This window comes from Calidithermus chliarophilus DSM 9957 (genome assembly GCF_000430045.1).
GTDB lineage: Bacteria > Deinococcota > Deinococci > Deinococcales > Thermaceae > Calidithermus > Calidithermus chliarophilus.
The window spans coordinates 2,878,325-2,890,299 of record NZ_KE387023.1 but is presented as its reverse complement, the minus strand read 5'-3'; the positions used below and the strand labels follow the sequence as shown (position 1 = coordinate 2,890,299).

At 67.8% G+C, this 11,975-nt stretch carries 10 protein-coding genes; 2 read left to right on the top strand and 8 right to left on the bottom strand.

The window, feature by feature from the left end:
- The first annotated feature begins 189 nt into the window (after positions 1 to 189).
- Positions 190 to 585: a hypothetical protein gene (locus MEICH_RS0113900; RefSeq protein WP_027893147.1), complete on the top strand. Its 396-nt coding sequence runs from the start codon at positions 190 to 192 to the stop codon at positions 583 to 585.
- Here the strand turns inward: MEICH_RS0113900 and MEICH_RS0113895 are convergent.
- From MEICH_RS0113895 to rpsO, 4 genes are all read right to left on the bottom strand, one after another.
- Positions 545 to 1,438: an AEC family transporter gene (locus MEICH_RS0113895; RefSeq protein ID WP_027893146.1), complete on the bottom strand. Its 894-nt coding sequence runs from the start codon at positions 1,436 to 1,438 to the stop codon at positions 545 to 547. The genes MEICH_RS0113900 and MEICH_RS0113895 overlap by 41 nt on opposite strands.
- A 48-nt stretch (positions 1,439 to 1,486) precedes the next feature.
- Positions 1,487 to 3,226, bottom strand: a complete 1,740-nt coding sequence (locus tag MEICH_RS0113890) for a ribonuclease J (protein ID WP_036219293.1) — start codon at positions 3,224 to 3,226, stop codon at positions 1,487 to 1,489.
- 485 nt (positions 3,227 to 3,711) lie between these two features.
- Entirely contained in the window at positions 3,712 to 5,856 is a 2,145-nt protein-coding gene (gene pnp, locus MEICH_RS0113885) for a polyribonucleotide nucleotidyltransferase (RefSeq protein WP_027893144.1), read from the bottom strand.
- 141 nt (positions 5,857 to 5,997) lie between these two features.
- A complete protein-coding gene (gene rpsO, locus MEICH_RS0113880) occupies positions 5,998 to 6,267 on the bottom strand; it encodes a 30S ribosomal protein S15 (protein ID WP_027893143.1) in 270 nt (89 codons plus the stop codon).
- Positions 6,268 to 6,433: 166 nt separating this feature from the next.
- On the opposite strand from rpsO, the gene MEICH_RS0113875 reads away from it, so the two are divergent.
- Positions 6,434 to 6,982, top strand: coding sequence for a Uma2 family endonuclease (locus MEICH_RS0113875; RefSeq protein WP_027893142.1), 549 nt, complete (start codon positions 6,434 to 6,436; stop codon positions 6,980 to 6,982).
- 18 nt (positions 6,983 to 7,000) lie between these two features.
- On the opposite strand, the gene MEICH_RS0113870 is transcribed toward MEICH_RS0113875, so the two are convergent.
- The 4 genes from MEICH_RS0113870 to MEICH_RS0113855 all read right to left on the bottom strand — a co-directional run bounded on the left by MEICH_RS0113870 (position 7,001) and on the right by MEICH_RS0113855 (position 11,958).
- Complete coding sequence (locus tag MEICH_RS0113870) at positions 7,001 to 8,413, bottom strand: FAD-binding oxidoreductase (RefSeq protein ID WP_027893141.1); 1,413 nt, start codon at positions 8,411 to 8,413, stop codon at positions 7,001 to 7,003.
- A 209-nt stretch (positions 8,414 to 8,622) separates the two neighbouring features.
- Positions 8,623 to 9,003: a MerC domain-containing protein gene (locus MEICH_RS0113865; RefSeq protein WP_027893140.1), complete on the bottom strand. Its 381-nt coding sequence runs from the start codon at positions 9,001 to 9,003 to the stop codon at positions 8,623 to 8,625.
- A 14-nt stretch (positions 9,004 to 9,017) separates the two neighbouring features.
- A complete protein-coding gene (locus MEICH_RS0113860) occupies positions 9,018 to 10,181 on the bottom strand; it encodes an MFS transporter (RefSeq protein ID WP_027893139.1) in 1,164 nt (387 codons plus the stop codon).
- Positions 10,182 to 10,275: 94 nt separating this feature from the next.
- Positions 10,276 to 11,958, bottom strand: coding sequence for a b(o/a)3-type cytochrome-c oxidase subunit 1 (locus MEICH_RS0113855; RefSeq protein WP_027893138.1), 1,683 nt, complete (start codon positions 11,956 to 11,958; stop codon positions 10,276 to 10,278).
- Positions 11,959 to 11,975: the final 17 nt, after the last annotated feature.

Here is an 11,975-nt window from a genome sequence, read left to right as displayed (position 1 = left end):
AAGACGCCAAACGCCAAACGCCTTGTTCCCCCCCTTAGCAAGGGGGGCTAGGGGGGATACACCCTCCCCGCGCGCGGGAAGGGGTAAACCACGAGCCACAGGCCTTCTACTGAGGGCTGAGGGCTGACGGTTGACCGCTTCCCACTTCACCTCATGCCCCTCCTAACTTCACCCCCTAAACTCAGAACCATGCACGGCTGGCTGCTGCTGTTGGTGTTCTTCCTGAGCGGCTGCACTTATACCTTCTTGCCCCTCGAGCCCGAGCGGGTGCCTTTTCCGGCGCGGCCCAGCCTTACCGGGACGCTCACCGAGCGGGAGAAGACGGTGCTGGCGCAGCTCGAGGTGCGGCGGATGCCCAAGCCCGGGTACATCGAGGTCAGGTGGTACCTCGAGGAGACGGTCCTGGCCGAGCGGTCGCTGTGGGCGGAGGGCCCCCGGAAATTCCGGTTCGAGCTCCCACGGCCCCAGGAGGGCTACTACCGCCTGATCGTGCTGCTCGAGAACGCCCCGCTCTTGCAGCTCGACCTCGGCACGCCCAGCCTGCCTAGCCCACCCCCACCGCCAGAAGAATCAGCGGGATTGTGAGGAAGGCCAGAACGCTCGAGAGCACCACGCTCCGGGCGGCCCTCGGCGCGTCGCCGCCGAACTCGGCCACCACCATGAAGGCGTTGACCGCGATGGGCATGGCGCTTTGCAGGGCGAGCACCTGGACGTCGAGGCGCTCGAGCCCCAGCAAGTACCCCGCCCCCACCGCCAGCGCCGGGGCCGCCAGCAGCCGCAGGCTCGAGGCCAGCAGCTCGAACCCCCCGACCTGGACGGGGTTCTTGGCGATCTGTATGCCCAGCGTCAGCAGCATCAGCGGGATGCAGGCCTGGCCCACCAGGTGGATCCCGGCCTCGAGGTTGAACGGGAACTCGATCCCCAGCGCCTTGAAGGCCAGGCCCCCGGCCAGCGCCCAGAACATCGGCAGCTTGAGCGTGAACACCAGGCTCTGCACGGGGTTCCCCCCGCGCAGGAAGGCCGGGATGACGCCGAACATCAGCACGCTGCTGGCGATGAAGTAGACCACGGCCCGCTCCAAGCCCTCCTGCCCCAGCGCGAACAGCGCCATCGAGAGCCCCATGTTGCCCGAGTTGGGGGAGAGCGCGGTGGTCACCAGCGTCTTGGCGGTGGGCCCGGGGAGCCGGGTAGCCCGCCCGATCAGCCAGCTCAGCAGGGCCAGGGCGGCGTAGGCCAGCGCGAAGCCCAGCGTGATGCCCACCACGCTGCCGCTGCCCAGGCGCGCGTTGTACATGGCGTCGAAGATCAGCGCCGGGACCAGCAGGTTCAGGATGATGCGCGAGAGGGTGGGGCCGTCGAGCTCGAAGCGGCGCCCGATCACGTAGCCCAGCACCACGATCAGGGCGACGGGGAGGACGGTGTTCAGCAGGGCGCTCATAGACGCGAAAGGGGCGCACCGGCGTGCGCCCCTACGATACCGTATCGCTCAGCTCTCGATCACCATCGGGATGATCACCGGGTCGCGGCCGGTGGCCTTGCGCAGGAACTTCTTGGCGGGGTAGTAGATGTCGTCGCGGATGACCTCGAGCGGCTTCTTCTCGCGCACGCCCTGGTAGATCGCGTCGAAGGCGATCTTGCGCACCTCGCCCAAGAGCTTCTCCCCGGCCTTGACGAAGCCCTTCGACACCACCTCCACGTGGGGCTCGCGGTGGTTGACCAGCGCCGTGATCACCACCACGCCCTCGGCGGCCATGTGGTTGCGGTCGGCCAGGATCTCGTCGGTGATGTCGCCCACGCCCAGCCCGTCGACGTAGAGCGCCCCGCTGGGCACCTTGCCGCTGATCTCGAAGGTCTCGGGGGTGAGCTTGACCACGTCGCCGTTCTCGGCGATGAGGATCTTCTCCGGGGGCTGCCCCATGGCCTCGGCGAGCCACTTGAAGTTGGTCTGCTGGCGCACCTCGCCGTGCCAGGGCAAGAAGAACTTCGGCTGCACGAGGTTGAGGATGATCTTGAGCTCCTCCTGCGAGCCGTGGCCCGAGGCGTGCACGCGGTAGGTGGGGGGGAAGTAGACCTGCGCCCCCAGCGCGTAGAGCCGGTTGATCACGGTGTTCACCGCCTCCTCGTTGCCGGGGATGGGGCTGGAGGAGAGGATCACGGTGTCGCCGGGCTTGATCGCCATCTTCTGGTGCGAGCCCGCCGCCAGCCGCGCCAGCACGGCCTCGGGCTGGCCCTGCGAGCCGGTGGTGACGACCAGGATCTGCGAGTCGTCGAGGTGGCTGATCTCCTCGAGGCTGTACAGCCGGTCGCGCACGCTCAGGTAGCCCAGGTCCAGGGCGATGCGGGCGAACTTGACCATGCTGCGCCCCTCCACCGCCACCTTGCGCCCGTAGTGCTCGGCGGCCTTGATCACGCTCTGGATGCGGTGGATGTGCGAGGCGAAGGTGGTCACGAAGACCCGGCCCTTGGCCTTGCCGATGATCGCGTCGAGGCCCTTGGCCACGTCGGCCTCGCTGGGGGTGAAGCCGGGGCGCTCGGCGTTGGTGGAGTCGGCGATGAGCAGCAGCACGCCCTCAGCCCCCGCCTGCGCGAGCTTGGCGAGGTGGCTGGGCTTGCCGTCGACCGGCGTGGGGTCGAGCTTGAAGTCGCCCGTGTGCACCACCTTGCCCACCGGGGTATGGATGATCATGCCCGAGTTGTCGGGGATGGAGTGGGTCATGCGGAAGAGGTCGACGGTGAAGTAGCGCCCGATCTGGATGCGGTCGTCAGTGGAGACCTCGCGGAAGTTGAAGTCGCCGGGGCGGAAGCCGAATTCCTCGATCTTGCCCTTCACCAGCCCCAGCGTGAGGCGCGCGCCGTAGACGGGCACCTTGGGCAACTGCGAGAAGAGGTAGGGCAGCGCGCCGATGTGGTCCTCGTGGCCGTGGGTCAGCACCCAGCCCTTGATCTTGTCGGCGTTCTGGATGAGGTAGTCGATGCGCGGGATCAGCAGGTCCACGCCCAGCATGTGCTCATCCGGGAAGGCCAGGCCGCCGTCGATCACCAGGATCTCGTCCTGGAAGCGGAAGGCGAACATGTTCTTCCCGATCTCGCCCATACCGCCCAGGGGGATGATCTCGAGGTGCCCCCCCGCCGGGGCGAGCAGCACCGGGCTGCTGGGCTTCGGACGGGGGCGTCGCCTGCGCGGGCGGCCAGGGGTCTGCGAAGTCGTCGTCTTGTTGTGATCCATGAAAAACTCCATTGATGCGCGTGGCAGGCATCGCTTCCGCCCGTCACGTCATTGCTCAACGCTAAATGTGCCTCATGACCGAGGCTCCCAAGCAGAGATTAGCAGATTCGAAGGCGATGTGAAATAGCGGGGGTTACGCTCTGGGGTCGATGGTCGATAGCCAAACGCAAGACGCCGAACGCCGAATGCCGAACGCCGAATGCCGAATGCTTTGTCACCCCCCTTAGCAAGGGGGGCTGGGGGGGATACCCCCTCCCCGCGCGCGGGGAGGGTTGGGGTGGGGTAAACCACACGCCATTAGCCTTCAGTCTCCGGCCACGAAGTACGGGTCGGTCAGGTTCTTGTTGTTGATCACCGCGCTGGCGTGGGCTTTGGGTTGCACTCGCTGAGGTAGAGCTTCTGGCCCTCGGCGTAGCGGCGGTTGGACTCGGCAGGACGGCGCCGGCGACCTGTCGCAACAGGGCCTGACGCTCCATGCCGTGCGTTCAGCGCTTGACCGGGGGCTTGCGCGGGGGGATCTTGCCCTCGAGCTCGGGCCGGATCACGTCCACGCGGCCTTTCTCGTCGATGGTGTGGACCTTGACCCGGATGGTGTCGCCCATCTTGAGGTGGTCCTCCACACGCTCCACGCGGCCTTCGGCGATCTGGCTGATGTGCAGCAGGCCGTCGGTGCCGGGGAAGAGGGTCACGAAGGCGCCGAAGGTGGTGATGCGGCTCACCGTGGCGTCGTAGATCTCGCCGATCTTGACCTCCTGGGTCATGCCCTGGATGCGGCGCAGGGCCTCCTTAGCGGCCTCGGCGTTGGCGGAGAAGATGCGCACGGTGCCGTCCTGCTCGATGTCCACCTCGACGCCGAGCTCCTCGAGCGCCCGCACGTTCTTGCCGCCGGGGCCGATCACCGCGCCGATCTTGTCGGGCGAGATCTTGATGCTCAGGATGCGCGGCACCTGGGGCTTGAGCTCGCTGCGCGGCGCGGGGAGCACCTCGGCCATCTTGCCCAGGATGTGCAGGCGGGCCTCCCGGGACTGCTGGAGCGCGGCGCGCATGAGCTCGGGGGAGAGCCCGGAGATCTTGATGTCCATCTGCAAGGCGGTGATGCCCTCGGTGGTGCCGGTCACCTTGAAGTCCATGTCGCCCAGGGCGTCCTCCAGGCCCAGGATGTCGGTGAGCACCACGGCCTGCTCGCCCTCCTTCACCAGGCCCATCGCCACGCCCGCCACCGGGCGCCTGAGGGGCACGCCCGCGTCCATCAGCGCCAGGCAGCCCGCGCAGGCGGTCGCCATCGAGCTCGAGCCGTTGGACTCGAGCACGTCGCCCACCACGCGGATGGTGTAGGGGAACTCCTCCTGGCTGGGCAGCACGGCCTTGAGGGCGCGCTTGGCCAGGTTGCCGTGGCCCACCTCGCGGCGGCTCACCCCGCGCAGGCGCTTGACCTCGCCGGTGGAGTAGGGCGGGAAGTTGTAGTGCACCAAGAAGGGGTCCTCGGTGTCGAGGCCCAGGTCGTCGACGAGCTGCGCGTCGCGCCCGGTGCCCAGGGTGACGGTGCCGAGCACCTGGGTCTCGCCGCGGGTGAAGATGGCCGAGCCGTGGGCGCGGGGCAGCACGTCGGTCTCGATCCAGATGTTGCGCACGTCCTTGGGCCCACGGCCGTCGGCGCGCTTGCCCTCCTCGAGGATCAGCCGGCGCAGCTCCTTCTTCACCACGTCGTCGAAGGCCTTGCGGGCGAGCTTGCGCCGGGCCTCGTCCACGGTGCCGTCGGGCAGGGCGGGCACGAAGGCCTCGACCAGCTCGTTCTCGAAGGCCTCGAGCGCCGCGGAGCGCTCGCCCTTCGAGGCGGTCTGGAGCACGCCCGAAAGCCCCCGCTCCAGCGCCAGCGCCCGCAGGGCGGCGGCCTCCTCCTCGCCGAGCTTCTCGGGCTCGGCCACGCTGAACTTGGGCTTGCCCAGCTCGGCGCGCATCTGCTCCTGCAGGGCGATGATGGGCTGCATGGCGCGGTGGGCGAACTCGAGGGCCTGCACCATCCGGTCGTCGGGGATCTCCTTAGCCCCGGCCTCGACCATGATGATCGCGTCCTTGGAGCCCGCCACCACCAGGTCGAGCTGCCCGTCCTCGGTGGCGGTGGGGTTGAGCACGAAGCGCCCGTCCTGCAGGCCCACCCGCACGCAGGCGATGGGGCCCGCCCAGGGGATGTCGGAGAGCGTGAGCGCGGCGCTGGCGGCGATGGGGCCCAGGATGTCGGGGGTGTTCTCCTGGTCGGCGGAGAGCACGGTCAGGATGACCTGCACCTCGTGGCGGAAGCCCTTGGGGAAGAGCGGCCGGATCGGGCGGTCGGTGAGGCGGGCCGAGAGGATGGCCTTCTCGCCCGGCCGGCCCTCGCGGCGCATGAAGGAGCCGGGGATCTTGCCCACGGCGTAATGGCGTTCCTCGAATTCCACCGTCAGGGGCAGGAAATCGGCCTCAATGGGCTGGTCGGAGGCCTGAGCCGTGGCCATCACGATGGTGTTGCCGTAGCGCACCCACACCGAGCCCGAAACCTGCTTGGCGTACTTGCCGGTTTCGATGCTGAGGGTGCGGCCCGCGAGCTCGAGGCTGTAGACCTTGGGGGAGGGGGTATTGGCGCTTGATCCCATAATCTCTACCTTTTGTCCAAGTACTAGCTTAACGGACAACGGAACCGGGGTTACCGGTTCCGTGTCTCATTTCGAAGGATCGAACGGGTGCCCAGGCGTGTGCCTTGGGCGAAACCGGGCGCTGTAGCCCGATGGTCGGCTTTACTTACGCAGCCCAAGCTTCTCGATGAGCGCGCGGTAGGCTTCCTTGTCGGACTTCTCGAGGTACTTCAGCAGGCGGCGACGCTTGCCCACGAGCACCAGCAGCCCCCGGTGGGAGTTGTGGTCGTTGCGGTTCTTGGCCAGGTGCTCGGAGAGGCGGTTGATGCGCTCGGTGAGCAGGGCCACCTGCACCTCGGTGGAGCCGGTGTCGCCGGCGGCCTTGGCGTGGGTGCTGATGATGCTCGACTTGATTTCCTTCGTAAGGGCCATGACTTCCTCCGTCAGGAAGGGAGACGCTGGGATTGAGCCGTCGCCGGCTCGGCCTCTCCCCCCTCGTAGGCCGGGCACGCCCGGCCAAACCTTTGTGAGTGTAGCGGCTGGGCGCTGGCGAGTCAATACGGAGCTTTGGCCTCCCGCCCTGCATTACACTCTAAGCATGATGCGCTACCGGATCACCGCCGAGGCCTATCACAAGATGGCCGAAGCTGGTCTCATCGGTGGGGACGAGCGCGTCGAGTTGCTCGAGGGAGAGCTGTACCGCAGGAGCCCTATTGGTCCTCAACACCTTCGCGCCGTGGGGCGGTTGAACGCTGCCTTGATCCGCGCTTTGGGCGAGGAGGCCTTCATGTCCGTGCAAAGCTCTTTCCGGCTGTCGGAGATCTCCGAGCCCGAGCCGGATATCGCCGTTCTGATGCCTCCGGACAGCCGCTACGCCCGGCGCCTCCCCGAACCTCAGGATGCCTACTTGGTCATAGAGGTGGCCGACACCACCCTCAAGACCGGTCGCGCGGTCGAGCTGCCGCTGTACGCCGAAGCCTCCATCCCTGAATTGTGGATCATGGACGCCGGCACCAACACCCTCGAGGTCTACCGCGACCCCTTGCCCGAGCGAAGGGAGTACGGCACCCGGCTGACCTTCAAGGCCGGGACCGCCGTGGCTCCCGCGGCCTTCCCGGAGGCGCGGCTCGAGTGGTGGCTGGATTAGGGCGCTCCCGGCCTCCACCTAGGGGAGGCTGACCGGGATGCTCTGGGGGAAGTTGAAGACGTTGTGGGGGTCATACTTGCGCTTGACCTCCACCAGCCGGGGCAGGTTGGGGCCGTAGTAGGCCTGGAGGGGGTCGGGGATGTTGCTGTCGACGTAGTTGACGTAGGCCCCCGCGGTGTGCGGCAGCAGGGCGTTGCGGAAGTCGCGGATCCAGTCGATGGTCTCCTGCCCGTCGGCGTCGGCGGCCCAGAAGCCGTCGTACTGCACGATGAAGCGGGCCTGGCGCAGGTGGACGGCGCTCGAGGCCGGGTCAGTTTGCGCCGCCCGGCCCCCGCCGCCCAGCAGTTGCACCATCGACGGCTGCACGGGGGGCTGCTCGAGCGGGGGGACGTTCTCGAGGTAGTGCTTGAGGATGCCGATGGCCTCGGCGCTGAAGGGCTCCAGCGCCGCCGCCGAGGTGCTCTTGTAGATCTGCTGGTCGTCGTGGACGATCACGTCCCACACCGGGTCCTCCGGGTTGACGGTCTTTCCGCCCTCGCCGTAGAAGAGCCGGGTGGCGACGTTGAAGGGCAGCGGCTGGACGGTGGGGTTGCCGGGGAGGCTGGGCGGGGGCACCGCCTGCAGCAGCGGGGCCAGCAGTTGCTGGGCCTTAGGGAGGTCGGCGGGGTCGTCGGGGGTGTAGAGGCCGTAGAGCTTGACGGTCTTGGTCACGGTGAGCTGGAGCGCGGTGGAGACGTCGTTGTCTACGCCCCAGGCCCAGTCCTGCCAGGCCGCCACCACCGCCTCGAACTGGCTCCAGTCCCACTGCGCCATGAAGGCCACCGCGAAGGAGACGGGGTGCACCCGGAAGAAGAAGCGGGTCACGATCCCGAAGTTGCCGCCCCCGCCGCCCTTGCAGGCCCAGAAGAGGTCGGGGTGGCGGAACTCGCTGGCGATGCGCACCCGGCCCTCGGCGTCGACGAGCTCGAGCCCGATGAGGTTGTCGCAGGTCAGGCCGTACTTGCGCGAGGTCAGGCCGAAGCCCCCGCCCAGCGTCAGCCCGGCCAGCCCCACGGTGGGGCCGGTCGCCAGCGGGATGGTCACGTTCACCTGCCCCAGCCACTCGGAGAGCTCGAGCATGTGGATCCCCGCCCCGATCTGGGCGATGCGCTGCTCGCGGTTGACGCTGACGTTGTCGAGGTCGCTGAGGTCGATGACGAGCCCGTCCTGGACCAGCGAGTAGCCCTCGTAGCTGTGCCGCCCGCTGCGGGCCCGAAAGGGCACGCCGTTCTCGCGGGCCCACAGGACGGCGTTGGCGACGTCGCGGGCGTTCTGGCAGAACACCACCGCCTTCGGCTGCACGTCGAAGCGCTGGTTGAAGCCCTTGCGGGCGTCGTCCCAGCCGAAATCCCCGGGGTAGACCACCCGGCCCGTCAGCTTTATCTGCGCCATAGCATCCCCCTGCCCCTCGAGGCCCTCCACGAATGAAAAGCCCCCTGAGCTTAGGCCATCCGGGGTTACGCCCGCGTTACGGCGGAGTTTTCATACCCGATTCGGTCAGTTCGGCGCCGGGCTGACAGGGCCGAAAGGACTGCTCTAGGGTTCAAAAAGATAGCTTCTGGAGGTTTTTGGTTTGGGTGATTATCTTTTTGAACCCGGTATCAGTGCTCGCAGCGGTCGGCGCGGCACAGGCGGAAGTTGCGCAGGTGCGCGCCGATCAGGGTCAGGCTCCCGGCCACGGTGAGCCAGGTCTCCGGCGGCGACTCCTCGAAACCCCTGGCCGCCACCAGGAAAACCATCCCCAGCACCCCGAAGGCCAGTACCGCCCGGTCCTTGTGCCTGCGGCAGCCCAGCCACAGCCCCAGCCCGCTGACCGGGATGGTGAGCCACAAGAGCGCAGTGTGCAGCGACTCGCTGCCCAGCACGCCCTGGGCCAGCAGGGGGAACAGGGCCAGCACCACGGGGGTCAGCAGGCAGTGCGCGAAGCACAGCCCGCCCAGCCCCATCGCCAAATGATCCCAACTCAGCCGCTGGCGCACCATAGACTCGAGTCAGTCTAAGGCAAGCCACCGGGCCGAGTGTGCCTTGTTGAACCTTGCACGAAGACCGCCAGCGCGAGCGCGGCCATGGCGCTGCCGAAGAAGAAGGCGTGAGAAGCCCCGAGGCCCTCCCAAAGAAAGCCGAACAGCAGGCTCGCGGGGAAGAGCAGCAGCCCCACCAGCGTGTGGTAGAGCCCGATGGCGCTGGCCTTCTCGGTGGGCGGGATCAGGGTGGCGAGGTAGGCGCGGCTGCTGCCCTCGAAGGCGGCGCTGTAGAGCGCGTAAAGGGCGAAGAGTGCGACTCCCTGCCAGGGTTGGCTCGAGAGCCCGAAGCCCAGGTACACCAGCGCGTAGACCGCGAAGCCCGCCGCCACCATGCGCCGCAGCCCGAAGCGGTCGGCCAGCATCCCCAGCGGGTACGAAGCCACCGCGTAGAGCAGGTTGTAGCCGGTGTAGGCCAGCGTCACCTGCGCGTCGCTGAGCCCGAAGTCCTTGAGGCGCAGGATCAGGAAGGCGTTGGAGGACAGGCCCAGCGTAAAGATCCCCGTCACCAGCAAGAAGCGGCGGTATTGGGGCGAAAAGCTCGACAGGCGCAGGGGCGGCAGGGGCTTGGGGATGCCTCGCTTCTCCCGCACCAGGAAGAGGATGGTCAGCACCGCCAGCCCCGCCGGGATGGCCGAGAGCCAGAACACCCCCCGGAAGCCCACCAAGGGCAGCAGGGCGAAGGCCAGCAGCGGCCCGATGGTGGCCCCTACCGAGTCCATGGCCCGGTGCAGCCCGTAGGCCCGCCCGTACTGCGCCTGGGGGGTGGCCTCGGCCAGCAGGGCGTCTCGAGGCGCCGTGCGCAGCCCCTTGCCCACGCGGTCCAGGAAGCGGTAGCTCAGGACGTGCCAGGGGGAGGTGGCCAGCGCCAGGATCGGGCGCAGCAGGGCCGGGAAGCCGTAGCCCAGCAGCAGCAGCGGCTTGCGGGCGGAGATGCGGTCGGAGATGCGGCCCCCCGCCACCTTGAACAGGCTCGAGGTGGCCTCGGCCACCCCCTCCACCAGCCCCACGACCTCCTTGCCCAGCCCCAGGCTGCCGGTCATGAACAGCGGCAGCAGCGGGTACACCATCTCCGAGGCCACATCCATCAGCAGGCTGACCCAACCCAGCGTATAGACCGCTCGAGGCAGACGGGGCATGGTGAGAGTCTATCGTCCGGCCAACGGGTAACGGGAAGGGCGGGCCCTGGGGCCCGCCCCCACGACGTTCAGCCATCAACCATCAGCCGACCGCTCACCACAGCCGCATCCCGGGGACCGGGTTGAGGTTGGTGAACATCTGCAACAGCACCGGCCCGTAGGCCACCAGGATCAGCACCGCCGCCACACCGAACCAGAACCACACCCGGTCGGTCATGAGTGCCAGGGCATTGCCCTCGGGCTTGGAGACCGCTTCGGTGAAGGGGATCTCCTGGTGCTCGGAGAAGTCGCGCTTAGCCTGCAGGGCCGTGGCGAAGATCACGTAGAAGAAGAAGATGGCGGCGACGAACAGGATGATCCCCGAGATGATGTTCATCACCATCCAGGGCAAGGAGTCCTGGTAGGCGGCCATGGCGGCGGGGCTCTCGGCGATGTGGGCGCGGCGGGGGATGCCCCACAGGAAGCCCATCCAGTGCAGGGCGAAGGTCATGATGAACATGCCGATGAACCACAGCCACATCGAGGCCCAGGCCAGCCCCGGCTTCACCAAGGGCTTGCCGGTCAGGTGCGGGACCAGCCAGAAGGCGGTGCCCATGAAGGCCATGGTGACCAGCGTCGCCACCTGCAGGTGGAAGTGGCCGGGGATCCAGGTGGTGTTGTGGACCGCCTGGTTGAGGGTGAAGCTGGCGTTGACGATGCCGCCCGCCCCGCCCGGGATGAAGGCGAGGAGGCCCAGGAGCAGCGCCAGCACGCTGGGGTTGTTCCAGGGCAGCGCCCGAATCCAGCCCAGGATGCCCTTGCCGCCCCGCGCGCGCCCGGCGTTCTCGAGGCTCGCCGCCAGCGTGAAGGCCGTCATCAGGCTGGGCACCGCGACCATCATGGTGAGCACGGTGTGCACGAACTTCCACCCCGGGGCGATGCCGGGGTCGGCGAACTGGTGGTGGAAGCCCACGGGGATCGAGAAGAGCAGGAACATCAGGAAAGCCAGCCGGGCCAGGGGGTCGGAGATGAGCCGGCCCCCGGCCTGCTTGGGCAGGATGGTGTAGGCCACCACGTAGGCCGGCAGCAGCCAGAAGTACACGATGGGGTGCCCGGTGTACCAGAACAGCGTGCGCATCAGGAGCGGGTCCACGCCCTCGATCCAGCCGAAGGACCAGGGGATGAGGAAGACCGCCACCTCCACCACCAGCCCCAGCGAGGCCAGGAACCACATCAGCCAGTGGATCAGGCTCATGTACGTGACCAGCGGCGTGATCTTGCCGGGGTTCTCCCGCCGGAAGCGCAGCCACATCTGCAGCACGATGTACACGCTCACCCAGCTCGAGAGCACGAAGATGGCCGCCCCCACGTAGAAGGCCCAGTGGGCCTTGAGCGGGGCGTAGAAGGTGTAGAGCACCGAGGCCGCGTTGAGCAGCAGCGGGATCGCGGCGATGGCGAGCCCCACGAAGGCCATCCACCACGACACCCACGCCAGCGTCATGTTGGGCCGGTAGCCCAGTTCGCGGGCCGGGAAGTACACCAGCAGGGCCTGGGCCATGAGCTGGGTGAAGACGATGGCGTTGAGCACGCCGTGCAGGCTGAGGCCCTGGTAGTACGACTGAATCAGCGGCTTGAGGTAGGGGTAGAGGTCGAGCCCGCCGTAGTTGAACGACTGCAGCGGGCCGAACAGGGTGCCCAGCAGCAGGGCGGCGAAGCCCAGCATGAGCATGTAGAGGGTCAGCTTCTTCTCGGGGTTGCCCGCGTAGGCATCCAGACGCGGTAAGGTTCTCACTGCCATTGGCGTTGCCTCCTCAG